The following is a 26,417-nucleotide window of genomic DNA, read 5'->3' on the forward strand; positions in this document are numbered from 1 at the left end:
CACCGGCGTATATTCCGGGGCATGATTACAGAGCTTGGCCACTTCACCCTGATCCTCGCGTTCTTTGTCGCAATTGTGCAAAGCGTTGTTCCCCTGATCGGCGCCTCAAAACGCTGGACCGGCTGGATGGGCTTTGCAGAGCCCGCCGCGATCGTCCAGTTCCTGCTGACGGCGTTTGCATTTGGTGCATTGATCTGGGCGTTTGTAACGTCTGACTTCTCCCTCAGGATTGTGGTCGAGAATAGCCACACGGCAAAGCCGATGCTGTACAAGATCAGTGGAACATGGGGCAACCACGAAGGATCTATGCTGCTGTGGGTGCTGATTGTCACCCTGTTTGGTGCGATGGCGGCCTTCTTTGGTGGCGGCTTGCCACCGACACTCAAAGCCCGTGTTCTGGCCGTTCAATCGGCTATTGCCGTGGCGTTTTTCGGTTTTATCCTGTTCACGTCGAACCCGTTTGACCGACTTGCCATCGCTCCGTTTGACGGGCGCGACCTGAACCCGCTGCTGCAAGATCCCGGGCTGGCCTTCCACCCACCGTTTCTGTACCTTGGCTATGTCGGCTTGAGCATGGCATTCAGCTTTGCGATTGCTGCCCTGATCGAAGGGCGTATTGATGCGGCCTGGGGCCGGTGGGTACGCCCCTGGACGCTGGCGGCCTGGGTTTTCCTGACTATCGGTATCGCGCTGGGGTCCTGGTGGGCCTATTACGAATTGGGCTGGGGCGGCTTCTGGTTCTGGGACCCGGTCGAAAACGCGTCCTTCATGCCCTGGCTGCTGGCGGCGGCGCTGTTGCACTCGGCAATTGTTGTGGAAAAACGCGAAGCATTGAAAAGCTGGACCATTCTGCTGGCAATCATCGCGTTTGGATTTTCCCTCATCGGTACGTTTATCGTGCGATCAGGGCTGCTGACCTCGGTTCACGCCTTTGCCAATGATCCGGAGCGCGGTGTGTTCATCCTGATCATTCTGGTCTTCTTCATCGGCGGCGCGCTTACCTTGTTTGCCGCGCGCGCGCAGGCGATGGAGGCCAAGGGCGTTTTTGGCATGGTCAGCCGCGAAAGCGCGCTGATCGTGAACAATGTCCTTCTGGCGGTCAGTTGCTTCGTCGTTTTTGTTGGGACGATGTGGCCGATGGTGGCCGAGATGATGTTTGACCGCAAACTTTCGGTTGGGGCACCGTTTTTCAACGCGGCGTTTTCTCCATTCATGGTTTTGCTGGGGCTGATCCTGCCAATCGGGGCGATGCTGCCGTGGAAACGCGGTCGGCTGGGCAAAACGGCCTGGTCCCTGCGCTATGCCCTTGGTCTGGCGCTGGCGATTGCGCTGTTGGTTTGGGCGATGCAGACCGGTCGCAGCGCGTTAGGACCCGTAGGCTTGTTCCTGGGGGCTTGGATTACATTCGGCGCCGCCATTGATTTGTGGAGCCGGACAGGCCGCAATGGCAGCTTCAAACGTCTGATCCGACTTCCGGGAGCCGATTGGGGTAAGGCAGTTGCCCATACCGGTCTTGGGGTCACGATCTTTGCGATTGCCGGTCTGACCGCGTGGGAGGCGGAAGATATCCGTGTGGCGCAACTGAACCAGCCGTTCGAAGTGGGTCAGTTTACACTGACATTGCAGGACGTGCGACGGGTTCAGGGGCCGAACTATTTTTCAACCACGGCTGATGTTCTGGTCGAAAAGGGCGGTCGCGTCATCGGAACGCTGCATCCCGAGAAACGGGATTATCCCGTTGCACGCATGCCGACGACCGAGGCCGCGATTGACTATCGTTTTCTTGGTGATCTTTACGTCGTCATCGGGGATCAGCAGGCAGATGGCGGCTGGGTCATGCGCACCTATATCAAGCCTTTGGCGAACTGGATCTGGGGTGGATGTATCCTGATGGCGCTCGGCGGTGTCCTTAGCCTGAGCGACAGGCGGTTCCGTGTCGCCGCAGGTGCGCGCAAATCCCCCGCTGGCGGAGTACCCGCAGAATGAAACGCCTTGTATTGATCCTGCTGCTGCTGGCAGCGCCGGTGTTTGCGGTACAACCTGACGAAGTTCTGGACGACCCTGTTCTGGAGCAGCGCGCGCGCGACCTGAGTGTTGGGTTGCGATGCCTGGTGTGTCGCAATGAAAGCATTGACGAAAGCAACGCTGAACTGGCACGCGATCTGCGCTTGCTTTTGCGTGAACGCCTGGTTGCGGGTGACAGCGACGAAGAGGCTGTCGCGTTTATCGTTGACCGCTACGGCGAATATGTCTTGCTCAAGCCCACCACCAGCGGTTCGAATCTGCTGTTGTGGCTTGCCGGGCCAATCATGTTGCTGATAGCTGCCGCAGTCGGGTTGAACTTTCTTCGCACACGCGCTAGGGCGCAGGTTTCAGATGAAACCGAAGCTCTAAGCGCAGAAGAACAGGAACGCCTTCGCCAAATTCTTGAAGACTGACGTTTGGTTCTGCTTTTCCCAACCTGCCCGGACAAGTAAATGTGCTGAAACACGTGGCGCGAGGGAAAAAGTCTTCATGAATTACGAAACGGTTCTATTGGACATATCGGACGGTCTGGCGGTTCTGACCCTGAACAGACCGGACAAGATGAACGCGCTGACCACTCGGATGCGGGCAGAGATTACCCACGCGATGAAAGACGCCGCGGTTAAAGCGCGCTGTATCGTTATCACCGGGGCAGGTCCGGCGTTTTGTTCCGGGCAGGATCTGGGCGATGCATCATCGACCGGTAAGATCGATCTGGAACGATCATTGCGCGACGAATACGAGCCGATGCTGGAAACCATCCACAGCTGTCCGGTTCCGACGATCGCTGCTGTAAACGGACCTGCTGCGGGGGCAGGGGCCAACCTTGCGCTGTGTGCGGATGTGGTTATTGCAACGGAGAGTGCGTACTTCCTGCAGGCGTTTGCACGTATCGGCTTGCTGCCCGATGCCGGGGGCACCTGGTTCATGCCGCGCCAGATGGGCTTGGCCAAAGCGATGGGGGCGGCCTTGTTTGCTGACAAGATCAGCGCCCGGCAGGCCGAAGAATGGGGCATGATCTGGGAAGCTGTGCCCGATGATACGTTTGCCGCACATTGGCACAAAAGGGCAGAATATCTGGCCAAAGGTCCAACGGCGGCCTATGGCGCGATCAAACGTGCCATTCGCGGGACGTACGAAAACACATTGCAGCAGCAGCTTGCGACCGAGGCGCATCTTCAAGGTGAATGTGGCCGGTCGCGGGATTTTGCTGAAGGTGTAGTGGCGTTCATGGAAAAACGCCCTCCGAAATTCGAAGGGCGTTGATAAGCGTCAGGCGCGGCGGCGACGACGCGTACGGCGTTCGGGGCCCGCGTCGTCCTCGGTTCCGTCGGAAGCCGACGAAAACGGCCCCAATGCCTCGGTGATCTGATCCAGTGTCGGGCGCTCGCCGCGCGAAGTGGTATCCAGCGCTTCGCGCATTTTGCGCAGATGATCGGGCATGGTGCCGCAGCACCCGCCAATGATTGTGGCGCCCGAATCCCGCGCCATGGCAGCATACCGACCCATCAGTTCGGGTGTCCCGTCATAGTGGATATGGCCATCCACGTATTTCGGAATGCCCGCATTGCCCTTTGAGATCAGCGGGCGCTCGGTGCCTTGCGCAGCAAAACCCAGAACCGTGCGCAGGATATCCGACGCGCCGGTACCACAATTGGCCCCAAAAGCGATCGGTGGGTTTGGCAAGGTTTCAACCAAAAGCGCAAGATCGGCCGAGGTGACACCCATCATTGTGCGCCCGGCCGTGTCAAAGCTCATCGTGCCGCACCAGGGCATGTCGGCCAGTGCAAAGGCCTCGGCTGCCGCGCGGAACTCCTCGGGCGCGCTGATGGTTTCTACCCAAAGAACGTCAACCCCGCCCGCTTTCAAAGCCTCGGCCTGTTCATGAAACATTTCAACCGCTTCGGAATGCGACAGGCTGCCGACCGGCTCCATAATCTCGCCGGTGGGTCCAACCGATCCGGCCACGACAACAGGGCGCCCGGCTTTGTCTGCGACTTCACGTCCAAGTTCTGCGCCGATACGGTTCAGCTCGCCCACGCGGTTCTGCGCATCATGCAGTTTCAGACGCGCCGCAGTGCCTCCAAACGTATTGGTCAGAAACAGGTCGCTGCCCGCATCGACTGACCCCTGATACAGCGCCCTGATCTTGTCCGGAGCATCCACGTTCCACAGCTCAGGTGCATCACCTGATTGCAGACCCATGTTAAATAAGTTGGTCCCCGTTGCACCGTCCGCAAGGATGGCGTCTTTAGTGTCCAGAAGTTTGCTCAGCGCGTTTGTCATAGGGTTATTCCAGAAAAAGCGTATAAACGCTGCAAAAAAACAGAGACGCCCCATGTCTCATGACCAGGGCGTCAAATCAAATTCATAAAACTCATGAAGATCATGAGTTTTGCATTTCAGGCAATCAATGCTCGCCTTCCGCCATCACCTGTTCTTTGGCCTCAACCAGAAGCTCGGCCATTTTCGAACGGATCGTGGCTTCATCTGCAAGATCACCCAAGTAGGCTTTGACTGCCTCGACAACATCGTCCTCGCCGACATGCTGCAGGTCGGTATGAACCAGTTCCTGTCCGTATTTCCGTGCCTGTTCAACAGTTTCGCCCTTCAGCGCAGACGCCCAGACAGCCATAAAGCGGTTGCGGCGCATCCGTGCGATGAATTGCATCTTTTCGTCATGGGCGAATTTGCTTTCAAACGCGGCTTCACGTTCGTCGAATGTGGTCATTGGTTGGGGACCCCTTGGATTACCGTTTCTCACTGATGATATGACAATAGGACACTCTGGGTGCAAGGTATTTGCGCTGCGTCAAAGGCCCTCGGGGCAGCGAACTTGCGGGAACGCAGGGCTTGCACTATGAGGACGCCAACGTGAAGGGACTCATTCCCTTTCGCCAGTCTGGAAAGGTCGCTTATGGCGCGTCGCAAGAAAATCTACGAAGGCAAGGCCAAAATTCTGTATGAAGGCCCCGAGCCGGGCACCATCGTACAGTATTTCAAGGATGATGCCACCGCGTTCAACGCCGAGAAGAAGGACGTGATTGATGGCAAAGGCGTGCTGAACAACCGTTTGTCCGAGTTCTTCATGACCGGGCTGACCCAGATTGGCATTCCGAACCACTTCATCCGGCGCCTGAATATGCGCGAACAACTGGTGCGCAATTGCGAGATCATTCCGCTGGAAGTGATCGTGCGCAATTACGCGGCGGGTTCGATGTCGAAACGTCTTGGCATTGCTGAAGGGACGCAATTGCCACGTCCGATCGTTGAATATTGCTTCAAGGATGACGCCTTGGGCGATCCTCTTGTCACCGAGGAACACATCGCCGCGTTTGGCTGGGCCAGCCAGCAGGACATGGACGACATCCTCAGCCTTGCGCTGCGCGTGAACGATTTCCTGAGCGGCGTGATGCTGGCGGTGGGCATCCGTCTGGTTGACTTCAAGATCGAAATCGGGCGCGTGTTTGAAGGCGACTATCAGCGGCTGGTTGTTGCGGACGAAATCAGCCCGGACAGCTGCCGCCTGTGGGATATCAAGACCGGTCAGAAACTGGACAAGGATGTATTCCGCCGCGATCTGGGCAGTCTGACAGATGCCTATTCCGAGGTCGCCCGAAGGCTGGGTGTGCTGCCTGCCAGTAATGTCACCAAGCCGACGCTGATCAACTAAACACTCCTTCTCAGCAGCGCCGCCCCCTCAGGGCGGCGTTTTGCCTTTGCCAAGTTGTTGGCCGAGCAGGGTGTTTGAGTGTGGCCGGGCCGTTTGATCAGATGACTATTCCGAAGTTTCCAGCTGCTGCGCCAACAAAACTACTCAGGTCCAACTGACGGCGCAGGATCGTCACTCGCCTGCGGCAAACTGCGTTTGAAACAGGGTTGTCGAAACCCATCAGGCGCGCTATCCCCCGCGCAACGAAATGGGCCTTGTATGCGGCCCACAGTTGGAGTTGCCAAAATGAAAGCACGGGTTCATGTGATGCTCAAGAACGGGGTGCTGGACCCGCAGGGCGAAGCAGTACGGCACGCATTGGGTGCAATGGGCTTTGATCAGGTCGAAGGCGTACGTCAGGGCAAAGTCATCGATCTTGAGCTTGCCGATGGCGCGACCGAGGCAGACGTGACCGAGATGTGCGAAAAGCTTTTGGCCAACACCGTCATCGAACGCTACGAGATCGAACTGGTCTGATTAATGCGGGCCGCGCGTCTGATCACCTATCGTCAACCGCTTGAGGTGTCGACGATCCCCGACCCGGTTCCCACCGAAGACGGTGTTGTGGTGCGGGTGCTGGCTTGCGGCGTGTGCCGGTCCGACTGGCACGCCTGGTCGGGCTCAGACCCCGACGTTGTCCTGCCCATGACACCCGGCCACGAGTTTTGCGGCGAGGTGGTCTCGGTCGGTGTGCGCGTCACACGGTGGCGTGTCGGGGACCGGGTGATTGCGCCCTTTATCCTTGCCTGTGGGCATTGCCCGGACTGCGCGCAGGGTCATCAGACAATCTGTCCGAACCAGGTCGTACCCGGCTTTACCTGTGACGGGGCTTTTGCTGAATATATTGCCGTGGCTCATGCCGATGCCAACCTGACATCCTTGCCCGACAGCATCGCGCCTGAAATCGCTGCCGCATTGGGGTGCCGCGTAACCACGGCGTGGCAGGCGCTTGTTAGCCGGGCGCAAGTGCAGGGTGGTGAGTGGATCGCTGTCTTTGGCGGCGGCGGCGTCGGAATATCAACGCTTCTTCTGGGCAAGGCGCTCGGCGCGCGTGTAATCGTTGTCGATATCGCCGAGGACAAGCTGGCCTATGCCGAAACTCTGGGCGCCGATGCGGTGGTCAACGCTGCGACATGTGATGCCCCTCAGGCGGTGAAGGACATCACCGGTGGCGGCGCCGATGTTGCGATCGAGGCGCTTGGCGTCGAAGCCACGACCGTTTCCGCCATGCGATCCCTGCGCAAAATGGGGCGCATGGTGCAAATCGGAATGCCCTCAGGGGACCATGCGCAGATGTTGCTGCCGATGGATGTGCTCTATTCTGGTCAGCTCTCCGTATTTGGCACCCGCGGGATGCCAAGCTGGCGCTATCCGTCGCTGTTGTCGCTGATCGCGGGTCAAGGGGTCGACCTGAGCCCGCTGGTGACCCGGAAAATAACCCTGAACCAGGTAAGCGCCGAGCTTGCCGCTTTTGACCATCCAACGCCTCCGGGTGTTGCGGTTGTCACAGATTTTGTCTCGTAGGAGGGCCCACCATGCGTGCAGCCGTAATCGTATTCCCCGGATCCAACTGTGACCGAGATCTTGCCGTCGCCTTTGAGCAGGCCGGTTTTCAGGTCGATATGGTCTGGCACAAAGACGCGGCTTTGCCTGAAGGTATTGATATCGTGGGTGTTCCCGGCGGGTTCTCTTACGGAGATTACCTGCGTTGCGGCGCAATCGCGGCGCAATCGCCGATTTGCAAGGCCGTGGTCGAACACACGCAACGTGGCGGTTATGCCGTTGGAATATGCAACGGTTTTCAGGTTCTGACCGAAACCGGCATTTTGCCGGGCGCGTTGCTGCGCAATGCCGGGCTGAAATATATCTGCAAGACCGTCGGCCTGAAGGTCGAAACCAGCGACAGCGCGTTTACCAGCGGTTACAACGCAGGCGATGTGATCGGTATTCCGATTGCGCACCACGATGGCAACTATTTTGCGGATGACGCGACACTGGCCGCTTTGAAAGATCAGGACCGGATCGCGTTCACCTATGCCGAAAACCCGAACGGCTCGGTCGGGGATATCGCCGGGATCCTGTCGGAAAACCGCCGCGTGCTTGGAATGATGCCGCACCCCGAACGCGCAGCAGATCAGGGCCATGGCGGCACAGATGGGGTGGCGTTGTTCCGCGCATTGTCAGGTGTGTTTGAAGCGGCGTGACTTGAGGTCTCGCCCGCCGGGGCGTAACCTTTCGCCATGAACCCCGAAGTTCGATCTGGCTGGTCAAATATGTTGAAACCGTTTCGTGGTGCACCGCTGGGCTGGCGGTTGCGGCTGGCGGTTCTTGTTCTGCTGGTCGCGACAATTGCAACGGTGTGGGTCACGAACCGGCTGTTGACCGACAGGTTCACCGAATCCACGCGCAACCGGGCGGAACTGCGGCTGACGCTGTATTCGGGCAACTTGCTGAGTGAACTGCGCCGCAACTCGATTGTTCCGCAATTGCTTGCCCGCGACCCGACGTTGATTTCGGCATTGCAGTCAGGCGATTACACCCTGTCGACACAGCGCCTTATTTCATTCGTGGAAGAGATCGGCGCGGCCTCACTGGTATTGCTGGACAGCGACGGGCGCACAGTTGCCGCGACCGACCGGAACAGGTTGGGCGAGGGGCACCGGAACACACCCTATTTTGTGGATGCGATCCGCTCGAACGCGACGATATTTTCCGTTATTCCCAAGGATGCAGGCGGATACAGCTTTGTGTATTCGCGCCGGTTGGAGAACGGGGCGGAGTTTCTGGGGGTGATCGTCGTCGAGGTTGACCTGCAGAAGTTCGAACGCGCCTGGGCCGGTATCTCGGATGCAGTGATGGTTACCGACAGCACCGGCAACATCATTCTGTCTACTGAACCCCGGTGGCGCGGGCTGGATGAGAACACGGCGATGCTGCGCCAACCGCCACAAGGTGCGATCCAGCGCGCCATCCGGGCAACAACCGATTGGACCGCGCTGCCGCCTGATGCCTATCTTCAGGGCGAAGCGGTGATGCGGATCGAGACGCGTATTCCTTTCCGCGGCTGGCAGATGACCTCGTTCACGACCTATGCCTCGATACGGGAAAAGGTGAACAGTGTTCTGGCGCTGGAAATCATGGGGTTTGCGATTCTTCTGGCGCTTGCGTTCTATGCGTTGAGCCGCCGTGCCACGTTGCGCATGACCCTGTTCCAGCGCGAGTCGGCAGAGCTTCGCGCATTGAATGCACGGCTACAGCGGGAAATCGCTGAACGTGAACGGGTTGAAAAGACGCTGGATTTGGCCGAACAGACGCTTGCGCAAAGCTCGAAACTGGCCGCCCTGGGCGAGATGTCGGCGGCGGTCAGTCACGAGCTGAACCAGCCACTGGCGGCGATGAAAACCTATCTGGCCGGGGCCCGCCTGTTGCTGCGCCGCAACCGCCCGGAAGAGGCCCTTGCCAGCTTTGGCCGCATCGATGGTCTGATCGAACGGATGGGGGCAATTACCCGGCAGCTCAAGTCTTATGCGCGCAAGGGTGCGGATGCGTTTTCACCAGTAAATCTTGGTGAAGCGCTGGCCTCGTCCCTGTCGATGATGGAGCCGCAATTGCGTCAGCGACACGTGAAGATCACACAGATCGTACCAGAGGAACCCGTGATCGTGATGGGGGACCGAATGCGCATCGAACAGGTCATGGTCAACCTCTTGCGAAACGCACTGGACGCCACCAAATCAGTGGCGGAGCCGGATGTAGAAATCATCCTGGCAGCGGGTGACACGGCCGTGCTGACCGTACGCGACAACGGGCACGGAATCGAGGATATCGAAAACTTGTTCGAGCCGTTCTACACGACCAAACAGCCCGGCGACGGTGTTGGTCTGGGGCTTGCCATCTCGTCAGGGATCGTGAACGACCATGGGGGACGGCTGACTGCACGCAACGGCCAATATGGCGGTGCGGTGTTTGAAATGCAGTTGCCTGCACTGGGAAGCGACGGCCTTGAAGCCGCGGAATAACGAGGAATGACTATGGCACAAGCCATGAAAATTGCCATTGTTGACGATGAACAGGACATGCGCCAATCGATCAGCCAGTGGCTCGCTTTGTCCGGCTATGACACGGAAACCTTCGCCAGCGCGGAAGATGCGCTCAAGGTGTTGGGTCCGGATTATCCGGGGATAGTGATTTCGGACATCAAGATGCCCGGAATGGACGGCATTCAGCTTCTCAAAAAGCTGATGGGCGCTGACAGCACCTTGCCCGTGATCATGATCACCGGTCACGGCGATGTTCCGATGGCTGTCGAGGCGATGCGTGTCGGTGCATTCGATTTCCTTGAAAAACCCTTCAACCCCGACCGCATGTCTGAACTGGCCAAACGGGCCAGCAATGCGCGGCGTCTGACGCTGGACAACCGCGCGCTGCGCCGGGAATTGTCCGGCGGCACCCAGATCATGAACAAACTGATCGGTGCCAGCCCGGTTATGGAACGCCTGCGCGAGGATATCCTCGATCTAGGTCAGGCGGATGGCCATGTGCTGATCGACGGAGAGACAGGGACCGGAAAGACGCTTGTCGCACACGCCCTGCATGCGGTTGGAAGCCGTGCCGGCAAGAAATTCGTGCTGGTGTCCTGCGCGGCGCACGAGGAAGACGCGTTGGCCAAACGTCTGTTTGGGCCGATGATGCCTGAAGACGCCCAATTGCCCGCCATCGAAGAGGCGCGGGGCGGAACGCTGGTTCTGGAAGATGTTGAGGCGCTCAGCGACTCCCTGCAAGCCAAGCTGCTCAGCGTGATGAACGAGCAGGGCACGCCGGCCGAGACACGCATCGTTGCGATCTCGAACCTGCAAGAGGCGGGAAAAACCTCCGAAGATGTCTTACGGCCGGACCTGTTCTACCGACTGGCCGCCTTGCGCATCACCATGCCGCCCCTGCGCCAGAGGGGCGAGGATATTCTGACCCTGTTTACCCGTCTGAGCGAGCAGTTCGCCGAAGAATACGGCTGCGATGCGCCTCAGGTAAGCGCTCAGGAAGCCGCGCAGCTGTTGCAGGCACCCTGGCCGGGGAACGTGCGCCAGTTGATCAACATTGCCGAACGCGCGGTGCTGCAATCGCGCCGTGGGTCCGGAACGATCGCCTCGCTGTTGATGTCGGATCACGAGGAAATGCAGCCGGTCATGACCACTGAAGGCAAGCCGCTGAAGGAATATGTCGAAGCCTTTGAACGGATGCTGATCGATAACACTATGCGGCGGCACAAAGGCTCAATCGCGTCTGTGATGGATGAGCTGTGCCTGCCGCGCCGGACGCTGAATGAAAAGATGGCCAAATACGGCCTCCAGCGGTCGGACTATCTGTAAACTTTGTGGCGGGGGCTCTGCCCCCGTCGCCTTTGGCGACTCCCCCGGGATATTTTTGGCCAGATGAAGGCGATCCCGCACGCCGTCGCAGGGGCGGTGCAGTTTGCCCATTGTCTTTTCCACAGGACTGCTTTTATTGTGTCCGGACGGGCCGGGCCAGTTTTGTGTCCATAAGCCCCGAATCATTGAGTTTCGCTGCTTTGCTGATGGTGATGACGGATTGTTCGCCGCAAAGCAGACCGATTGTGCCTCATTTGGGGCAATGTAGTACCTGAGTCCGACATGTCGGGCGAAAGGAATAATGGGCAGGCTGCGGCTAACGCGCCTGTCGGAGAAGAACCGCGATGACGCGCGCGCAACGATTGAGTGACCGGGCAGGGGGCCACAGCGCCAGACCCTGCCGCGCGCCGTCCAATATCGCCCTGACAAGACACCTCCCCAAATGTGCCTGTCCACCTGGACGGGTCAGGATAACGCGTTTGGCGCGGTGCACCAAGGACACATGGCTAAGAAAATGCTTATCGATGCCACCCACGCGGAGGAAACCCGCGTCGTGGTGGTCGACGGAAACAAGGTCGAGGAGTTCGATTTTGAATCCGAAAACAAGCGCCAGCTTGCTGGCAACATCTATCTTGCAAAAGTAACACGGGTTGAGCCGTCGCTTCAGGCGGCCTTTGTGGATTATGGCGGGAACCGGCACGGCTTCCTGGCGTTTTCGGAAATTCACCCGGACTATTACCAGATCCCCATCGCCGACCGCGAGGCGTTGATGGAGGAAGAGCGCGCTTATGCCGAGGCCATGAAGGCGCGGGATGAGGCCGACGAGGGCAAGCCGAAAAAGCGGCGTTCTCGGTCCCGATCAAAGGCCGCGGATCTGAAGTCGGACGATTTGGTCGAAACGATGGAAGTTTCGACCGAGCCGACCGGTATGGAAACCATCGATTTTGACGACAGTGACGAAGCGGACATGGAGGTGCCCGAGGGGACATCGCCAATGGAAGTCGTCGCTGAGACCCCTGTTGAGGAGCCTGAGGACAACGAAGCGCCGGAAGCTGTGTCAGATGAAACTGTAGAGGGAACGGCTTCGGAAGACGAGGCAGAGGCTGAAACAGTTGAGTCTTCACAAGACGACGCAGCAGGGGATTCTGATGACGCGGCGGATGTTTCAAGCGCTGACGATGGCGATGAAGCGTCTGAATTGTCTGAAGATGACCAGGACGAAGATGATGGCGACGCGGATGAAGAACACGCAGACGCTGCCGCGAAAGATGACACGATTGAATCCGTGGCCGAGGAAGACGACAGCGAAGACATCCGCCCTCCGCGCAAGCCACGCCCGCGCCGGTACAAGATTCAGGAAGTGATCAAAGTGCGCCAGGTGTTGCTGGTGCAGGTCGTCAAGGAAGAGCGCGGCAACAAGGGGGCAGCCCTGACGACATATCTGTCGCTGGCCGGTCGCTATTGTGTTCTGATGCCAAACACCGCGCGTGGCGGTGGGATCAGCCGCAAGATCACCAACGCGGTTGACCGCAAGAAACTGAAAGAAATCGCCGCGGATATTGATGTGCCCACGGGGGCGGGTTTGATTATCCGGACTGCGGGCGCCAAGCGCACCAAATCGGAAATCAAGCGCGACTATGAATACCTGCAACGCCTGTGGGAGCAGATCCGGGCACTGACCCTGGAATCCATCGCACCTGCGAAGATCTATGAAGAAGGCGATCTGATCAAACGGTCGATCCGGGACCTTTATAACCGCGATATCGATGAGGTTTTGGTCGAGGGCGAGGGCGGATACCGCATCGCCAAAGACTTCATGAAGATGATCATGCCGTCGCACGCCAAGAATGTGAAACGGTACGAGGACGCGCTGCCGCTGTTTGCACGCTATCAGGTGGAAAGCTACCTGGCGGGGATGTTCAACCCGACTGTTCAGCTGAAATCTGGCGGGTATATCGTGATCGGCGTGACCGAAGCGCTGGTGGCAATCGACGTGAACTCGGGCCGGGCCACGAAAGAAGGCTCGATCGAGGAAACGGCGCTGAAAACCAACCTTGAGGCTGCGGAAGAAGTGGCCCGCCAGTTGCGTCTGCGTGACCTTGCCGGTCTGATTGTCATCGATTTCATCGATATGGACGAGCGCAAGAACAATGCGTCCGTTGAAAAGCGTCTGAAGGACAAGCTGAAAACCGACCGTGCCCGCATTCAGGTCGGCCGGATTTCAGGTTTTGGCCTGCTCGAGATGAGCCGTCAGAGGCTGCGCCCCGGTATGATCGAGGCGACCACGCAGCCATGCCCGGCATGCCACGGCACCGGCCTGATCCGTTCGGACGACAACATGGCACTGTCGATCCTGCGTCAGATCGAAGAGGAAGGCACCCGCCGCCGCTCGCGCGAGGTTCTGGTGCGCTGCCCGGTCAGTATCGCGAACTTCCTGATGAACCAGAAGCGCGAGCATATTGCACAGATCGAATCGCGCTATGGCCTGTCTGTACGGATCGAAGGCGATGTGCATCTGGTCAGCCCGGATTTCTCGATGGAGAAATTCAAGACCGCCAGCCGCATTGTTCCCGAAGCGACAGCACCTGTCGTGTCGGTCGATGCCTCGCTGATGGATCTGGTCGATTCTTCGGACGAGGAAGAAACCGAAGAGGATATCGCGCCGACCGAAGATGACACCAAACCCAAGCGCAAGCGCCGCCGTCGTCGTCGCAAGAAGGGCGGGGGCAATGGTGACGCGCCGGAACAGGGCGCGGATGACGGTGAAGGGACAGAGCAGGAGGATGCCGCAGGCGAATCCGCTGAAACCGAGACCGCTGTCGAGGCAACCGAAGCCGAAGCTACGGAAGAGGAAAAACCCGCCAAGCCCAAACGCAAGCGCGCTCCGCGCCGTCGTAAGAAAGATGCGGTGGCAGAAGAGGCTTCGGAACAGACAGAAGCAACTGATGCCGATACCGCGGCTGATGCACCGGTAGTTGAAGAGGCGGCCTCAGACGCTGAATCCGAACCTGCCGAGGCGGTTGTCGCCGAGCAAAGCGAAGCGGCTGAGGCTGCTGAAGCTAAGCCGGAAGCAACAGAGGTGGCCGAGCAGACTGAGGAAGTCGCGCAAGCTGAAGCGATCGTTGCGATGGAAGAACCTGAAGTTCAATCTGCCGATGAGCCGGTCGAAGACGCGCCCGTGGAAGAAACACCCGTGGCAGCAGAACCTGAACCGGTGCTTGAAACTGTGGCAGATGAACCTGAGCCAGAATCCGACAGGCCCAAACGGCGCGGATGGTGGTCGTTGGGCAACTGATGAAAGGGCGGGCAGATTTGCCCGCCTTTTTTATATCATTAAGTCAGTCGGATTTTTGGATCAGATAGACCTGATGTTCGCCATCCAAATCCTGAGACAGCAATGTGTGGCCAGCTTCGGCGCAAAAATGCGGGACATCGATGATGGCTGCCGGGTCATCAGCCAGTACACGCAACACAGAACCTTGCGGCATGGATTTCAGCCGTTTGCGGGCCTTGAGGACGGGCAGGGGGCAAAGAAGGCCCAGCGCATCCAGCGTATCTGTAATCTCTGACATGATTTTCGGGATAGGGCGTAGTTGTAATATTGTCCAGATTCCAAGCACGAGGATGTGACTCATTGGCCCCGTGACGGACCGCCAATCATCACTTATGTGCTTAGACATGTTCGGAATAGAAATCATAGACGCGGGGCTGCTGCCCGCCATGTTTGTTGCCCTGCTGGGTGGCCTGATCAGCTTTCTGTCGCCTTGTGTGCTGCCCATCGTGCCGCCCTATCTGGCATATATGAGCGGCGTCACGATCAACGAAATGCAGGATGAGACCCGCGCCCGGCGCAAGGCAACCATGTCAGCGCTGTTCTTTGTGCTGGGCCTGTCGACGGTTTTTCTGCTGTTGGGCTTTACCGCATCTGCTTTTGGAGTGTTCGTGCTGCAAAATCAGGTACTTTTTGCCAAGCTGTCGGGGGCCGTTGTCATTGTCTTTGGCCTGCATTTCCTGAATGTCTTCCGCATCCCCTTTCTGGACCGCGAAGCGCGGATCGAAACCGGTGATTCCGGTGGCTCGGTCTTTGGTGCTTATATTCTTGGATTGGCCTTCGCATTCGGCTGGACGCCCTGTATCGGGCCCCAACTGGGCGCGATCCTGTCCCTTGCGGCGACCGAAGCCTCGGTGGCGCGGGGCACGCTGTTGCTGGGTGTCTATGCAGCCGGATTGGGTATTCCGTTCCTGCTCGCAGCCATGTTCCTAAACCGCTCTATGACGGTGATGAACCGGATCAAGCCCTATATGGGTGTGATCGAAAAGGTCATGGGGGGGCTGCTTCTGTTCGTGGGCATCATGCTGGTCACAGGCCTGTTCACCCGCTTCAGCTGGTGGTTGCTGGAAACCTTCCCGGCACTTGCGAATTTCGGCTGAGCGTCTGCCCCCCTTACCTTGACCTAAAGCCTGCGTTAACCTGCGCGGCAGAAGGTAAAGGCATGAGCAGTCAGAGAAATCAGTCACAGGTGCGCAAACGCCGGGTGTTCTACATCCCCGGTTATGACCCGATGCCGCCGCGACGATATCGCGAGCTTTACCGAACCGAGTCGCAAGCGCAGGCCCGGATTTCGGGATATGAGATCGCCATGGCTCCCAAGTCCGCGGAGGGTCTGTTCGGCTGGTCCGTGACGTCCATTCAGGACGGTGCGTCCGTCGAGACGGAGATCGAAGTTCTGGTCTGGTCAGACATCGTGCGCGACAGCATGTCCGCGTCGATCCCTGCAACCTATGCGCAATTGGCCCACACGGCGTGGATATACATTTCGACCGGCGCTTTATGGCGCCTGATGCGGTTGCGCAAAGGCCCGGTGATTGCGGCGCTCTATCCGGTGGCGATGTTGGTGTCTCAGCTGCTGCTTGCGTTTGCAGTCGTGTGGGCATGTGTGGCGATGGCTGGCAGGTGGGGTCTGTTTCCGGGTATCGCCGTTGGGGTTGCGCTGATGCTGTGGTTCCGCAAGATCGACAACCGGTTGTTTGCCTACTACCTGATGCATGATTACGCCTATTCCGCACAGTTAAAGGGGGAAACTCCGCTAAAACTGAAGGACAGGCTGGCCGCATTCCGCAAAGCGATTGAAGCCGCGCTGATATCCGGTGTGGATGAGGTTCTGGTGGTGGGCCACAGTTCGGGTGCGCATCTGGGGGTGTCTGTACTGGCCGACCTGATCCGCGACAGGGCCGTGCCGCAACAGGGGGCAGAGTTGTCGTTCCTCAGCCTGGGGCAGGTGGTGCCTATGGTGTCCTTTCTGCCAAATGCGCAGGGCCTTCGGTCCGACCTTCAATTCCTTTCCTCCAGTTCAGCCATCACATGGGTCGATGTCTCGGCCCCCGGGGATGGCTGCGCATTTGCGCTGTGTGATCCGGTGGCCGTTACAGGGGTGGCCGGGCCGGACAAACGCTGGCCCCTTGTCCTGTCGGCGGCCTTTACGCAAACTCTGGCGCCTGAACGTTGGAAAGCCCTGCGCTGGCGGTTCTTCCGGCTGCATTTTCAGTACCTTTGCGTATTCGATACGCCGGGTGTTTACGACTATTTCCGAATTACGGCAGGCCCTTTGACGCTGAAACAGCGGTTCCTTGGGCGCACACCTTCGCGCAGCCGGATTGAGACGCCTGTGTCCAAATACACGTCGGTTCGCCCATGAACCCGCCCAAGCCCCAGCCGCGCGCAGACAAGGTTTCCCTATTGCGTTACCTGAAACTGTTTCGTCAGGATCTGCTGTCTGCACAGCCAGCGCGCCTTTATCGCGCGTGGATGGCCGAATTCAGGACACCCTTCTTCCGGTCCTTCCTGGTCAATGAACCGGACCTGATTGACATCGTCCTCAGGAAAAGCCCCGAAGATTTTCCTAAATCGGGCCGGATCAGCGAAGGCCTGCGCCCCTTGCTTGGAAATTCGGTGTTCCTAACCAATGGAGAGACGTGGAAACGACAGCGGCGCATCATTGACCCGGCATTTGAGGGCGGGCGGCTGAAAGACACGTTTCCCGCCATGCTGGCCGCGGCAGACGCTTGTGTTGAGCGGTTGCGCCCCCATGTCGGCAAACAGATCGAAGTCGAAGAACAGACAAGCCACGCCGCAGCAGATGTGATTTTTCGCACCTTGTTTTCGGTGCCGATCGACCACGCCATAGCCAGCAAGGTGTTTGAAAAGTTCCGCAACTACCAGCGCGAACAACCTCTGCTGAACCTTGCAGCTTTCGTTCCGCTGCCCAAATGGATGCCTCGGTTTCACTCCCGGACGACACGGAAAAACGCCGGAGACATTCGTAACCTGATCACTGACCTGACCCATGAGCGGGCCGAGGCGATCAAGGCCGGAACCGCCCCCGATGATCTGGCAACCAAGATCATGACAACCGCTGACCCTGAAACCGGTCAGTATTTCGGGCCCAAAGAAATGGTCGATCAGGTCGCGATCTTCTTTCTGGCAGGCCATGAAACCAGCGCATCGGCCCTGGCGTGGACATTGTACCTGCTGGCGCTTTATCCCGAATGGCAGGAAAGGATTGCTGACGAAGCTGCCGCTCTGGACAACCCGACCTTTGCCTCGGTTTCCAAACTCAAGATCAGTCGCGACGTGTTTCGCGAGGCGCTGCGCCTGTACCCACCGGTTCCCATGATGGTGCGAGAGGCCAAGTGCCCACACCAGTTCCGAAACAGGGACGTTCCCAACGGGTCACAAATCGTCATCAGCCCCTGGCATGTGCACCGTCACGAACGGTTATGGGACAATCCTGATGGCTTTGACCCGACCCGCTGGAACAGTGAAAACGGCAAAACATGCCAGCGTAAGGCATATATCCCATTTTCCGCAGGTCCCCGCGTCTGTACCGGGGCCGGGTTTGCAATGGTCGAAGGGCCGCTGATCCTGTCGATGCTGGTGCGGAATTTCAGATTCGAAACAATCAGCGGCAAAACGCCGGTTCCGGTGGCCCATCTGACAGTTCGATCCAGGGATGGCATATGGTTGCGGCTGGTTGAGCGCTAACAAACTACCATCGGTCCTGACTGTGATGTATGCGGGGGAAGACATCGGAATCATCATTGAACGGGAAAACATTATGGCCAAAGCAGAACAGCGCGCGCAGATGATCAACGGCGCAGGCTTTATCGCGGCATTGGATCAAAGCGGCGGTTCGACCCCGAAAGCTCTGGCGTTGTACGGCGTTGACGCGTCGACCTACAGCTCGGACGCTGAGATGTTCGGCGAAATTCAAAAGATGCGCGCGCGGATCATTCTGGCAAATGACTTCACCAAAGACAAAGTCATCGGTGCGATCCTGTTCGAACGCACCCTTGGTGAAGAGATCGAGGGCCGCAAGGTCGCTGATTACCTCTGGTCGGTCAAAGGCATCGTGCCATTCCTGAAAATCGACAAGGGCCTCGAGGATCAGGCCGACGGCGTTCAGTTGATGAAGCCGATCCCCGGTCTGGCCGATACGCTGGCTAAGGCAGAAGGCGTGTTCGGGACCAAAGAACGTTCGGTCATCCATGAGGCCAATGCCGAAGGCATCGCGGCCGTGGTCGCCCAGCAATTCGACGTTGCCCGTGAAGTGACTGACGCCGGAATGGTTCCGATCGTCGAGCCGGAGGTCAACATTCATTCAGAAACCAAGGCCGAGGCCGAGGACATTCTGAAAGCTGAAATCCTAAAGAACCTCGACCAGCTGGACGAGGGTCAGGAGGTCATGCTGAAGCTGACGATCCCGACACAGGCAAACCTGTATGACGAACTGGCCGACCATCCGCGCGTTCTGCGCGTTGTTGCGCTGTCAGGTGGGTATTCGACCGAAGAGGCCTGCGACCTGTTGGGACAGAACGGCAAAATGATTGCGTCTTTCTCGCGCGCACTGACCGAAGGTCTCTCGAAACAGCAGTCGGATGCCGAATTCAACACCGCTTTGGGCGGCAATATCGACAAGATCTTCAAAGCCTCGGTCTGATCCTCAGACAGGTTTCGTGAAAGAGCGGCGCAACTGTGCCGCTTTTTTTCTGCTGATACAGCCTTCGGCATGGTCATTGACCAGCCCCATGGCCTGCATGAACGCAAACACCGTCGTGGGGCCAACAAATTTCCAGCCCCGTTTCTTGAGGTCCTTCGACATTGCCACCGACTCGGGCGATGTGGATGTCGATTGTGGCGGCGGCGGGGTTTCCGCCTCATACCGCCAGACATAGGCTGCCAGCGATCCTTCTGACGCCACCAGTTCCTGCGCGCGGCGGGCGTTGTTGATCACCGCCTCGATCTTGCCCCGGTGGCGAATGATCCCATCATTTTGCAGCAGACGTTCAACATCGGCTTCAGAGAACTCAGCCATCTTGTTGAAATCAAATCCGTAAAACGCTTCTCGGAAATTCTCGCGCTTGTTCAGGATCGTGCGCCAGCTAAGACCCGATTGAAAACTTTCCAGGCACAGTTTTTCGAACAATCGCTGATCATCCGAGACCGGAAACCCCCATTCGTTGTCATGATAGTCAAAGAATTCCGGCGCTGCCTGGCACCAGGAACACCGAGGTTGACCGTCAGGTCCCAATACCGTGTTACCCATGAATGTACCCCTTTTGTTCCTTGAGGACGTTATACCCAACAGCCAAGATCTGACAAGCGTTAAACCTTGTCTCGGTACCAGTTCAGAATAAACACGCGAATAGCCGAGGCCAATCCGGTTTCCGGGTCGCGGTCAACATCAATTTGCGCGGCCAGTGCATTGATTGGCTGATCTTTTTCTTTCGCAATGTCGCGAAATGCCCGCCAGAACTCATCTTCAAGCGAGACTGATGTCCGGTGTCCTTTGAGGGTCAATGAACGTTTTATCGGTCGACCGCTCATTCATCCAGCTCGTGATTGTCAAGGTCACGCCTCTGCTTGTCCTGCTGAAGCCTGACGATTGTTTTCTCGGACTTGGTGCGCCCAAAGGCGACGGCATTCTGGTCTGCGCGGGCCTTCTTTTCGGCCCGCGCCTTTTCTTTTCGATACCGGTTCAGGTTGACCGGCTTGCCCATCAGTCTTTCGGGCCGATCATCTGTTCGGGGCGCACAACGGCATCAAAGGTTGCCTCGTCCACAAACCCCAGCGCAATGGCTTCTTCCTTGAGGGTTGTGCCGTTCTTATGCGCGGTCTTGGCGACCGTGGTGGCGTTGTCATAGCCGATGGTCGGGGCCAGCGCCGTCACCAGCATCAGCGATTCCTTCATCAGCTTGTCGATGCGCGGCTCATTGGCCTTGATGCCCAGCAACATCCGCTCGGTAAAGCTGTCGGCAGCGTCGCCCAACAACTGGATGGATTGCAACAGGTTGTAGGACATCATCGGATTATAGACGTTCAGCTCGAAATGGCCCTGACTGCCTGCAAAATTCATCGCGGCGTTGTTGCCCATCACATGCGCCGCAACCTGTGTCAGCGCCTCGGCCTGGGTCGGGTTCACCTTGCCGGGCATGATGGACGAGCCGGGCTCGTTCTCGGGCAGGATCAGTTCGCCAAGCCCCGAACGTGGGCCAGAGCCAAGGAAACGGATGTCGTTGGCGATTTTATAGCAGCTGCCCGCGATGGTCGCCAAAGCCCCGGACATAAAGACCATGGCGTCATGGGCGGCCAGCGCTTCGAACTTGTTCGGCGCAGTCACGAAGGGCAAGCCGGTGATCTGCGCCATATGGCCTGCAACCGCTTCGCCCCAACCGTTTTGGGTGTTCAGGCCGGTGCCGACGGCGGTGCCGCCCTGCGCCAGTTCGTAGATGCCGGGCAGCGCTGCGTGAACGCGTGCAATCCCCTGACGGATCTGGTGGGCATAACCGCTGAATTCCTGCCCCAGTGTCAGAGGCGTTGCATCCTGCGTATGAGTCCGGCCGATCTTGATGATGTCCTTGAACTCATCAGCTTTCTGCTCAAGACCAGAGGCCAGCTTTTCAAGCCCGGGCAGAAGGACGTCACGAACACTCATCGCTGTGGCGATGTGCATCGCGGTGGGAAAGGTGTCATTCGACGACTGACCCATGTTGCAGTGATCGTTCGGATGCACGGGGTCTTTTGAACCGATGACACCGCCCAGAATTTCGATGGCGCGGTTCGCGATGACCTCGTTCGAGTTCATGTTCGACTGGGTGCCGGAACCCGTCTGCCAAACAACCAGCGGAAAGTTGTCGTCAAACTTGCCTTCGATCACCTCACCCGCGGCCTGAATGATGGCATCGGCAATCCTGGCATCCAGTTTTCCGGTCGCCTTGTTCTCCATTGCGCAGGCTTGCTTGATCACGCCCAGCGCACGCACAATGGCGATGGGTTGTTTCTCCCAACCGATCGGGAAGTTCATGATCGAACGCTGCGTTTGCGCGCCCCAATACTTGTCGGCAGGAACCTCGAGCGGGCCAAAGCTGTCGGATTCGGTGCGGGTCTGAGACATCTGTCACTCCGTCTGGTATGCTGTTGTATGCCGTTTAGCCGCAGCCAAGCTGTGACGCAATCGGCCAGTTGCGCGCACCTTAAACCCAAGGGCGTCAAAGGTATAGGCGCGGGGTTCGTCACTTTTATTGTTATCGTCGGGGAATGTGCCATTGTGCGCGGCCCCCTCTCAGCTACAATAGGTTTGTAGCCGCCTTGGAGGACAAGATGTCAAATTTCCATCGCATTACGCTTGAAAAAGCGATCGTGTTATTTGCTGTCTGTGCTTTGTGGCTGTCTGTTCTTGGCGCATCTGCGCGCGCCGCGGACATTACCCCGTTCCTGGGGGATTATGTGGGCTCGGCAAATGTCGTGGATGCGGACGGAACCTCAACCCCGCGGGATATGAGCGTTTCCATTTTCGAGACCAAGAACGGGTTCAACGTCAGCTGGCAAACCACGACCTACAAGCTGGACGGGCGGGTAAAAGAACAGCAGTTTTCCATCGACTTCGTGCCCTCGGACCGCCCGGATGTGTTTTCGGCCGCAATGAAACGCAACGTGTTCGGTCATGAGGTTCCGCTGGATCCGATGAAAGGTGAACCCTTCGTCTGGGGGCGTATCGAAGGCGAAACGCTGACGGTGTTTTCGTTGTTCATTGACGTTGACGGCGGATATGAATTGCAGCAGTTCGACCGAACCCTGGCCGAAGACGGGCTGAACCTGTCATTCTCGCGCTTCATAGACGGTCAGAAATCCCGATCTGTCGAAACATTTCTGATGAAACGCTGAACCCCGCGCAGGGCGGGGCTCAAAGGCTTATTTGCGGAAGCTGTCCAGCGACACGACATCGGCGTCGTGATGCGCCTGTTCTTCCTCTTCGACTTCGATCAAGTCCTCTGCAACATAATCGTCCTCATCTTCGTCGTCCGGGCTTTCGAACCGCAGTCCAAATTCCACCGATGGATCGACAAAGGTCTTGATCGCGCCATAGGGGATGTAAAGCGGTTCCGGCGCGTCTCCGAAATTAAGGGTAATGGCGAATCCGTTCTCTCCGACCTCGAGGTTTTCAAACCAGTGTTGCATGACGATTGTCATTTCTTCCGGATACCGGTCGCGCAGCCAATCGGCGATATCCACGCCATCTTCGCGTGTGTCGAAGGTAATGAAAAAGTGATGCGCTCCGGGCAGACCGGATTTCGATACATCCGTCAGCACAGTCTTGATAAGCCCGCGCATGGCGGTGTGCATCAGGTTGCCATAGTCGATGCCTTGCGACATGTGTCATCCTCAAAAGTGGTTAAGCTCAGCATAGGGGTTTTGTTCGGAAACGAAAGGGCAGGTATGATCGGATTGATCAGATATTATGCGCAACCAGCCCTGCCAGTGACATCAGAACCAACACTGTTCCGATCCCCAATTTTAGTCGAGATATCAATATTCCAGCAATAAAGGTTAACACAAGCGCCGGGATGTTGAGCGAAGACACTTGGGGCACGGGTATTGCCGCCGGACCCAAATTCATGTCTGGCACCGATTCGAAAAGAACGTTCAGGGCAAACCACACGGAAAGGTTGAGAATCACTCCGACAACAGCGGCGGTAATGCCGTGAAGGGCGGCAGACAGGCGGGGGCGTGTGGCCAGACGGTCAAGGTAAGGGGCCGTCAGGAAAATCCACAGAAAGCAGGGCACAAACGTTGCCCATAGCGCAACAGCGCCCGCAGCAAGCGCCAGTGAGAATCCACCGTTGATCTGTCCCGCCAGCATGGCGACAAACTGTGTAACCAGTATCAATGGCCCAGGGGTGGTTTCTGCCAGCCCCAATCCGTCGATCATCTGGTCTGCACTGATCCAGTGGTACTGATCCACAACCGTTTGCGACATATAGGCCAGAACGGCATAGGCGCCGCCAAAGGTCACAACAGCCAGCCGGGCAAAGAACCATCCCAGATCGCTGAGCAATTGGTGGCCGCTGAGTGTTAACGCGACAAGCGGCCCCAGCCAAAGCGGCAACCAGATCGCTATCGTCCGGGCCGAGCGGGCAAGGTGCGGCGTGTCCTGAGCCGAGGTTTTCCCGATGGGTCCATTATAACGCAAATACCCCCACAGGGCCGCGATCAGAATGATCAGCGGGAAGGGCAGGTTGAACAGAAAGATTGACAGAAACGACAGGCCTGCGATGACACGATGTTCCATATCCGTCAGCGCCTTACCTGACAGCTTGCGCAGGGCTTGCAGGACGATCACGATGACGGTCGCCTTGATGCCGGTAAATGCGGATTGCACCAGTGGAATGTCGCCGTATGCTGAATAAAGCGCGACCAGAACAGTAATGACAAACGCCCCTGGCAAAACGAACAGGCTGCCCGCAATCAACCCGCCCGCGACACCGCGCAAGCGCCAGCCTGCGTAGGTAGCCAATTGCATTGCCTCGGGACCGGGCAGCAACATGCACAAGGAAAGCGCGCGCAGATAGGTCTGTTCATCCAGCCAGGGCCTGCGCTCGACCAGCTCCTGATGCATCAACGAGATCTGGGCAGCCGGGCCCCCAAATGACAACAGGCCGATCCGTCCGAATACCTTGAAAAGGTCCAGTGCCGTAGGTCTCATGCGCCATGACCCGATGGCCAGTCATGCTTTTCATCAAACCCGTCGCGTGCCCAGCGGAACAGGGCATCATAAAGGTGCAACCCGGCTTCAAGCTGAGCATGATCATCGCGATACTGGCGGGACAAACCGACCGAGAACGCCAGCAACCCAGCGGCTTCCGGGGCCAGATCATTCTGGTCGGTATCCGCAGCGCGAATGATCCGGGCCATACGCTCAAGCGCCTCGGTTCGCAGGTGAAATGCCCGGATCATCGTGTCAAATGTGCAGCCGCTGTCCCGATGCGTCCAAAATGTATTCGGAACGTCAAAGGGGGTGGCACCAAAGTGATCAACGACTCCCTGAACTTCTTCCGACGCGACGAAAAGGAACCGTGCATTGCGATCAACAAACCGGCGGATCAGCCAGGGGCAGGCGATACGGTCAATTTTGGGCCTTTGACGCGTAACCCACAATGTGCTGCCGTCAATGCGCGCCGGCAGAATCGACAAGGGGATCAACGGCGCCTCGCGCTGTTCGCGCCACCCTTCAAACCCGCCTTCCAGATGTTCGGCGTTTTTGCCCATCCCGCGCAGCCAGGACGCCACCCCTTGGCTGAGCTTTTTGCCCTTGTGGCAGATTACTACGCAAGGGTCGTCGCCAATCAGACGACTCATCGCGTCGATTTCCGTGTGCGGGCAGCGAATTGACCCCGGAATCAACCGCGGATCGTCGCTGAAATCCGCATCGGTGCGTATATCGATCAGAACCGGCGCCCGAGGCGTTCCGATTAACCGGCTCAATTGGGTTGGTGTGATGGCGTTAAGAGCAGCCATAGCATGTCTCCTTTAGTCATTCGGATCCATGCGAAGCTTGGGCTGACGCCTCACGGGGTGTTCGCAAGCTGACCCCCTGCATCAGTGCTACCGCGCAAGAACGTAGGGGGTCAAGTTTGCGGTTTGAACCGTCAGGCCCAGTCGAGCCTCTGACCGGTCATGCACACCGGAAGGGTGTCGGCAGGAAACTGACCCATCTCTTCAAAAAACGAGATGAAATCGAAATGATTATACGCTTCGACCATCTTATTGTTTTTGAACCGGGCCATGACCTGACCGGTGACCTCCAAAGGGGCACCATTATCGGCCCGGCACGTCTGCACATGCAGGATGGCGGATACCCAATCGCCATTCTCGATGATCTTGGGCAAATCCACCTTGATATCCCCCAGGACATGGCGAAATGCCGTGACGAGATCCCGAAAATCGTCTGCACCCACCTGCATTTCGGGGATCAGCCCCTCGGCCATGGTTTCGGGCGCAAAGAACTGATCGATTGCCTCGGTGTTTCCGTTTTCCCAAACCTCAGAATACCAGGATCTGAGTATCTCTGAATTCGTCATCTCAACGCTCCTGTCCAACTGCGAACACGATGGCAAAAAGGAATGAACAAACTCTGAATCTGCGCAAAGGCGGCATAAATATCAGACATATTGGGGGGGAAGTGCAGGTTTCTGTTGCCAGGTACCTGCGAACCCCGCCTTACGCGGCTAGGCGCAAGGACTTAAGTTTCGGTCTTGTTACTGCTTACGCAGCAACTGCAACCGGAGCACGATTGTCGTTTGCAATTGTACTGTTTTCGCCGGTAACGGTGGCAGACAGCCGAGACAAAGCTTACCCCTTTAGACGTTCGTCGATCCTGTTTCGGCCCCGTGATCCTCAAACGAAGGATTTTGGTGGAGCCGCCGGGTACCGCCCCCGGGTCCGATCCGCTTATTACGAGCGCGTTTATGTCCATAGTCCCGAAGGACACCTCATATATAGGTGAGGAGAGCTGCGGATGCAAACCCGGAATGCACATCTTTGTTAGCTTTAATTACAAAGCGTTATGCGGATCTATTGAAGTTGGCGGCGATCAACCATATCGCCAGCACCAGTTCGATTCCACCAAAGGTTGCTGCCTTCACAAAAGGCGGGTTATCCAGCGCCAGTGACAGGAAGCGGCCCAATGCGGCACCCGCATAGACTATGCCCAGCATTGTGTAGGCCATCGGAGCATTCAGCCAGATGACAGCAATGCCCGAGACCACAAACAGCCCTCCGACCGAAGCGCGCAGCTCGCTCAGACCCATGGTGCTGTTGGTAGGTGCAAGATCCAGCGCGTTGGCGGTATGAACTGGCGCCAGAAAGCCGAACAGGCCAAAACCGATTGTCAGCAACGCGGCAATGACATTCAGGGTCGTGATCATCCGGGCCTCATTGAATTGTAATATCAGCACCTGAGGATAGTGTGTTGCGGCCC

At 57.8% G+C, this 26,417-nt stretch carries 27 protein-coding genes and 1 other RNA gene; 15 read left to right on the forward strand and 13 right to left on the reverse strand.

Annotated elements, in window-relative coordinates; genetic code table 11:
- Positions 1–21: 21 nt before the first annotated feature.
- The 3 genes from ACR0J7_RS01125 (at position 22) to ACR0J7_RS01135 (ending at position 3,291) form a co-directional block, all read left to right on the forward strand.
- Positions 22–1,986 (forward strand): heme lyase CcmF/NrfE family subunit, encoded by a 1,965-nt coding sequence (locus ACR0J7_RS01125; protein WP_480913047.1) that lies wholly within the window; start codon positions 22–24, stop codon positions 1,984–1,986.
- Entirely contained in the window at positions 1,983–2,438 is a 456-nt protein-coding gene (locus ACR0J7_RS01130) for a cytochrome c-type biogenesis protein (RefSeq protein WP_480505293.1), read from the forward strand. The genes ACR0J7_RS01125 and ACR0J7_RS01130 overlap by 4 nt, the downstream gene beginning before the upstream one ends.
- A gap of 76 nt (positions 2,439–2,514) precedes the next feature.
- Positions 2,515–3,291: an enoyl-CoA hydratase-related protein gene (locus tag ACR0J7_RS01135; protein ID WP_480485732.1), complete on the forward strand. Its 777-nt coding sequence runs from the start codon at positions 2,515–2,517 to the stop codon at positions 3,289–3,291.
- 6 nt (positions 3,292–3,297) lie between these two features.
- Here ACR0J7_RS01135 and bmt read toward each other — a convergent pair whose 3' ends face one another.
- A complete protein-coding gene (bmt, locus tag ACR0J7_RS01140; protein ID WP_267364607.1) occupies positions 3,298–4,311 on the reverse strand; it encodes a betaine--homocysteine S-methyltransferase in 1,014 nt (337 codons plus the stop codon).
- A gap of 124 nt (positions 4,312–4,435) precedes the next feature.
- Entirely contained in the window at positions 4,436–4,756 is a 321-nt protein-coding gene (locus tag ACR0J7_RS01145) for a DUF1476 domain-containing protein (protein WP_267364605.1), read from the reverse strand.
- A gap of 186 nt (positions 4,757–4,942) precedes the next feature.
- Here ACR0J7_RS01145 and purC point away from each other — a divergent pair, with 186 nt between their 5' ends.
- From purC to ACR0J7_RS01180, 7 genes are all read left to right on the forward strand, one after another.
- A complete protein-coding gene (purC, locus tag ACR0J7_RS01150) occupies positions 4,943–5,698 on the forward strand; it encodes a phosphoribosylaminoimidazolesuccinocarboxamide synthase (protein WP_209504015.1) in 756 nt (251 codons plus the stop codon).
- Positions 5,699–5,983: 285 nt separating this feature from the next.
- Entirely contained in the window at positions 5,984–6,214 is a 231-nt protein-coding gene (purS, locus tag ACR0J7_RS01155) for a phosphoribosylformylglycinamidine synthase subunit PurS (RefSeq protein WP_117872765.1), read from the forward strand.
- Positions 6,215–6,217: 3 nt separating this feature from the next.
- Positions 6,218–7,261: a zinc-dependent alcohol dehydrogenase family protein gene (locus tag ACR0J7_RS01160; protein WP_480913049.1), complete on the forward strand. Its 1,044-nt coding sequence runs from the start codon at positions 6,218–6,220 to the stop codon at positions 7,259–7,261.
- 11 nt (positions 7,262–7,272) lie between these two features.
- Entirely contained in the window at positions 7,273–7,941 is a 669-nt protein-coding gene (gene purQ / locus ACR0J7_RS01165) for a phosphoribosylformylglycinamidine synthase subunit PurQ (RefSeq protein WP_209504013.1), read from the forward strand.
- 69 nt (positions 7,942–8,010) lie between these two features.
- The gene (locus tag ACR0J7_RS01170) at positions 8,011–9,756 is read left to right on the forward strand and encodes a sensor histidine kinase (RefSeq protein ID WP_480481076.1); all 1,746 of its coding nucleotides are present in this window, start codon (positions 8,011–8,013) and stop codon (positions 9,754–9,756) included.
- Positions 9,757–9,768: 12 nt separating this feature from the next.
- Positions 9,769–11,103 carry a sigma-54-dependent transcriptional regulator gene (locus ACR0J7_RS01175; RefSeq protein WP_480553879.1) on the forward strand — a complete coding sequence of 445 codons (1,335 nt, stop codon included), beginning with the start codon at positions 9,769–9,771 and terminating at the stop codon, positions 11,101–11,103.
- Between the two features lie 502 nt (positions 11,104–11,605).
- Positions 11,606–14,398, forward strand: coding sequence for an Rne/Rng family ribonuclease (locus ACR0J7_RS01180; RefSeq protein WP_480869256.1), 2,793 nt, complete (start codon positions 11,606–11,608; stop codon positions 14,396–14,398).
- A 43-nt stretch (positions 14,399–14,441) separates the two neighbouring features.
- On the opposite strand, the gene ACR0J7_RS01185 is transcribed toward ACR0J7_RS01180, so the two are convergent.
- Positions 14,442–14,675 (reverse strand): sulfurtransferase TusA family protein, encoded by a 234-nt coding sequence (locus tag ACR0J7_RS01185; protein WP_480481072.1) that lies wholly within the window; start codon positions 14,673–14,675, stop codon positions 14,442–14,444.
- Positions 14,676–14,781: 106 nt separating this feature from the next.
- On the opposite strand from ACR0J7_RS01185, the gene ACR0J7_RS01190 reads away from it, so the two are divergent.
- The 4 genes from ACR0J7_RS01190 (at position 14,782) to ACR0J7_RS01205 (ending at position 19,100) form a co-directional block, all read left to right on the forward strand.
- Positions 14,782–15,534, forward strand: coding sequence for a cytochrome c biogenesis CcdA family protein (locus ACR0J7_RS01190; RefSeq protein WP_267364596.1), 753 nt, complete (start codon positions 14,782–14,784; stop codon positions 15,532–15,534).
- A gap of 62 nt (positions 15,535–15,596) precedes the next feature.
- The gene (locus tag ACR0J7_RS01195) at positions 15,597–16,799 is read left to right on the forward strand and encodes a hypothetical protein (RefSeq protein ID WP_480913051.1); all 1,203 of its coding nucleotides are present in this window, start codon (positions 15,597–15,599) and stop codon (positions 16,797–16,799) included.
- Positions 16,796–18,145: a cytochrome P450 gene (locus ACR0J7_RS01200; RefSeq protein ID WP_480913053.1), complete on the forward strand. Its 1,350-nt coding sequence runs from the start codon at positions 16,796–16,798 to the stop codon at positions 18,143–18,145. The genes ACR0J7_RS01195 and ACR0J7_RS01200 overlap by 4 nt, the downstream gene beginning before the upstream one ends.
- Positions 18,146–18,218: 73 nt before the next feature.
- Entirely contained in the window at positions 18,219–19,100 is an 882-nt protein-coding gene (locus ACR0J7_RS01205; protein WP_480564878.1) for a fructose bisphosphate aldolase, read from the forward strand.
- A 3-nt stretch (positions 19,101–19,103) separates the two neighbouring features.
- Here the strand turns inward: ACR0J7_RS01205 and ACR0J7_RS01210 are convergent, their stop codons facing one another.
- Genes ACR0J7_RS01210 through fumC form a run of 4 tightly spaced genes read right to left on the reverse strand, consistent with a single transcriptional unit; the run spans position 19,104 to position 21,554 of the window.
- A complete protein-coding gene (locus ACR0J7_RS01210; RefSeq protein WP_480913055.1) occupies positions 19,104–19,706 on the reverse strand; it encodes a DNA-3-methyladenine glycosylase I in 603 nt (200 codons plus the stop codon).
- A gap of 59 nt (positions 19,707–19,765) precedes the next feature.
- Positions 19,766–19,987, reverse strand: a complete 222-nt coding sequence (locus ACR0J7_RS01215) for a ribbon-helix-helix domain-containing protein (protein WP_267364385.1) — start codon at positions 19,985–19,987, stop codon at positions 19,766–19,768.
- Entirely contained in the window at positions 19,984–20,160 is a 177-nt protein-coding gene (locus ACR0J7_RS01220) for a DUF4169 family protein (protein ID WP_480481060.1), read from the reverse strand. Before ACR0J7_RS01220 ends, ACR0J7_RS01215 begins: the two co-directional genes overlap by 4 nt.
- Positions 20,160–21,554 carry a class II fumarate hydratase gene (gene fumC / locus ACR0J7_RS01225; RefSeq protein ID WP_480913058.1) on the reverse strand — a complete coding sequence of 465 codons (1,395 nt, stop codon included), beginning with the start codon at positions 21,552–21,554 and terminating at the stop codon, positions 20,160–20,162. The genes ACR0J7_RS01220 and fumC overlap by 1 nt, the downstream gene beginning before the upstream one ends.
- Positions 21,555–21,760: 206 nt before the next feature.
- On the opposite strand from fumC, the gene ACR0J7_RS01230 reads away from it, so the two are divergent.
- On the forward strand, positions 21,761–22,324 hold the full coding sequence (locus tag ACR0J7_RS01230; RefSeq protein ID WP_480481056.1) for a hypothetical protein: 564 nt from the start codon (positions 21,761–21,763) through the stop codon (positions 22,322–22,324).
- 27 nt (positions 22,325–22,351) lie between these two features.
- Here ACR0J7_RS01230 and ACR0J7_RS01235 read toward each other — a convergent pair whose 3' ends face one another.
- From ACR0J7_RS01235 to ACR0J7_RS01260, 6 genes are all read right to left on the reverse strand, one after another.
- On the reverse strand, positions 22,352–22,813 hold the full coding sequence (locus ACR0J7_RS01235; protein ID WP_480481054.1) for an SspB family protein: 462 nt from the start codon (positions 22,811–22,813) through the stop codon (positions 22,352–22,354).
- 76 nt (positions 22,814–22,889) lie between these two features.
- The gene (gene chrA / locus ACR0J7_RS01240) at positions 22,890–24,143 is read right to left on the reverse strand and encodes a chromate efflux transporter (protein ID WP_480913060.1); all 1,254 of its coding nucleotides are present in this window, start codon (positions 24,141–24,143) and stop codon (positions 22,890–22,892) included.
- Positions 24,140–24,955, reverse strand: a complete 816-nt coding sequence (locus ACR0J7_RS01245) for a chromate resistance protein ChrB domain-containing protein (protein ID WP_480564869.1) — start codon at positions 24,953–24,955, stop codon at positions 24,140–24,142. Before ACR0J7_RS01245 ends, chrA begins: the two co-directional genes overlap by 4 nt.
- Positions 24,956–25,086: 131 nt before the next feature.
- Positions 25,087–25,518, reverse strand: coding sequence for an ester cyclase (locus ACR0J7_RS01250; protein ID WP_209503996.1), 432 nt, complete (start codon positions 25,516–25,518; stop codon positions 25,087–25,089).
- 100 nt (positions 25,519–25,618) lie between these two features.
- Positions 25,619–25,965: a transfer-messenger RNA gene (ssrA, locus tag ACR0J7_RS01255) on the reverse strand.
- 36 nt (positions 25,966–26,001) lie between these two features.
- The gene (locus ACR0J7_RS01260; protein ID WP_480564866.1) at positions 26,002–26,364 is read right to left on the reverse strand and encodes a DUF4345 family protein; all 363 of its coding nucleotides are present in this window, start codon (positions 26,362–26,364) and stop codon (positions 26,002–26,004) included.
- Positions 26,365–26,417 lie beyond the last annotated feature (53 nt).

It is taken from the genome of Ruegeria sp. O4, from assembly GCF_056535125.1.

Coding starts and splice junctions, on each gene's coding strand:
- ACR0J7_RS01180 (WP_480869256.1), top strand. CDS start 11,606: ATGGCTAAGAAAATGCTTATCGATGCCACCCACGCGGAGGAAACCCGC.
- ACR0J7_RS01200 (WP_480913053.1), top strand. CDS start 16,796: ATGAACCCGCCCAAGCCCCAGCCGCGCGCAGACAAGGTTTCCCTATTG.
- ACR0J7_RS01190 (WP_267364596.1), top strand. CDS start 14,782: ATGTTCGGAATAGAAATCATAGACGCGGGGCTGCTGCCCGCCATGTTT.
- bmt (WP_267364607.1), bottom strand. CDS start 4,311: ATGACAAACGCGCTGAGCAAACTTCTGGACACTAAAGACGCCATCCTT.
- purQ (WP_209504013.1), top strand. CDS start 7,273: ATGCGTGCAGCCGTAATCGTATTCCCCGGATCCAACTGTGACCGAGAT.
- ACR0J7_RS01175 (WP_480553879.1), top strand. CDS start 9,769: ATGGCACAAGCCATGAAAATTGCCATTGTTGACGATGAACAGGACATG.
- ACR0J7_RS01135 (WP_480485732.1), top strand. CDS start 2,515: ATGAATTACGAAACGGTTCTATTGGACATATCGGACGGTCTGGCGGTT.
- ACR0J7_RS01230 (WP_480481056.1), top strand. CDS start 21,761: ATGTCAAATTTCCATCGCATTACGCTTGAAAAAGCGATCGTGTTATTT.
- purS (WP_117872765.1), top strand. CDS start 5,984: ATGAAAGCACGGGTTCATGTGATGCTCAAGAACGGGGTGCTGGACCCG.
- ACR0J7_RS01145 (WP_267364605.1), bottom strand. CDS start 4,756: ATGACCACATTCGACGAACGTGAAGCCGCGTTTGAAAGCAAATTCGCC.
- ACR0J7_RS01125 (WP_480913047.1), top strand. CDS start 22: ATGATTACAGAGCTTGGCCACTTCACCCTGATCCTCGCGTTCTTTGTC.
- ACR0J7_RS01210 (WP_480913055.1), bottom strand. CDS start 19,706: ATGGGTAACACGGTATTGGGACCTGACGGTCAACCTCGGTGTTCCTGG.
- chrA (WP_480913060.1), bottom strand. CDS start 24,143: ATGAGACCTACGGCACTGGACCTTTTCAAGGTATTCGGACGGATCGGC.
- ACR0J7_RS01250 (WP_209503996.1), bottom strand. CDS start 25,518: ATGACGAATTCAGAGATACTCAGATCCTGGTATTCTGAGGTTTGGGAA.
- ACR0J7_RS01130 (WP_480505293.1), top strand. CDS start 1,983: ATGAAACGCCTTGTATTGATCCTGCTGCTGCTGGCAGCGCCGGTGTTT.
- ACR0J7_RS01235 (WP_480481054.1), bottom strand. CDS start 22,813: ATGTCGCAAGGCATCGACTATGGCAACCTGATGCACACCGCCATGCGC.
- ACR0J7_RS01170 (WP_480481076.1), top strand. CDS start 8,011: ATGTTGAAACCGTTTCGTGGTGCACCGCTGGGCTGGCGGTTGCGGCTG.
- ACR0J7_RS01245 (WP_480564869.1), bottom strand. CDS start 24,955: ATGGCTGCTCTTAACGCCATCACACCAACCCAATTGAGCCGGTTAATC.
- purC (WP_209504015.1), top strand. CDS start 4,943: ATGGCGCGTCGCAAGAAAATCTACGAAGGCAAGGCCAAAATTCTGTAT.
- ACR0J7_RS01160 (WP_480913049.1), top strand. CDS start 6,218: ATGCGGGCCGCGCGTCTGATCACCTATCGTCAACCGCTTGAGGTGTCG.
- fumC (WP_480913058.1), bottom strand. CDS start 21,554: ATGTCTCAGACCCGCACCGAATCCGACAGCTTTGGCCCGCTCGAGGTT.
- ACR0J7_RS01205 (WP_480564878.1), top strand. CDS start 18,219: ATGGCCAAAGCAGAACAGCGCGCGCAGATGATCAACGGCGCAGGCTTT.
- ACR0J7_RS01260 (WP_480564866.1), bottom strand. CDS start 26,364: ATGATCACGACCCTGAATGTCATTGCCGCGTTGCTGACAATCGGTTTT.
- ACR0J7_RS01215 (WP_267364385.1), bottom strand. CDS start 19,987: ATGAGCGGTCGACCGATAAAACGTTCATTGACCCTCAAAGGACACCGG.
- ACR0J7_RS01195 (WP_480913051.1), top strand. CDS start 15,597: ATGAGCAGTCAGAGAAATCAGTCACAGGTGCGCAAACGCCGGGTGTTC.
- ACR0J7_RS01220 (WP_480481060.1), bottom strand. CDS start 20,160: ATGGGCAAGCCGGTCAACCTGAACCGGTATCGAAAAGAAAAGGCGCGG.
- ACR0J7_RS01185 (WP_480481072.1), bottom strand. CDS start 14,675: ATGTCAGAGATTACAGATACGCTGGATGCGCTGGGCCTTCTTTGCCCC.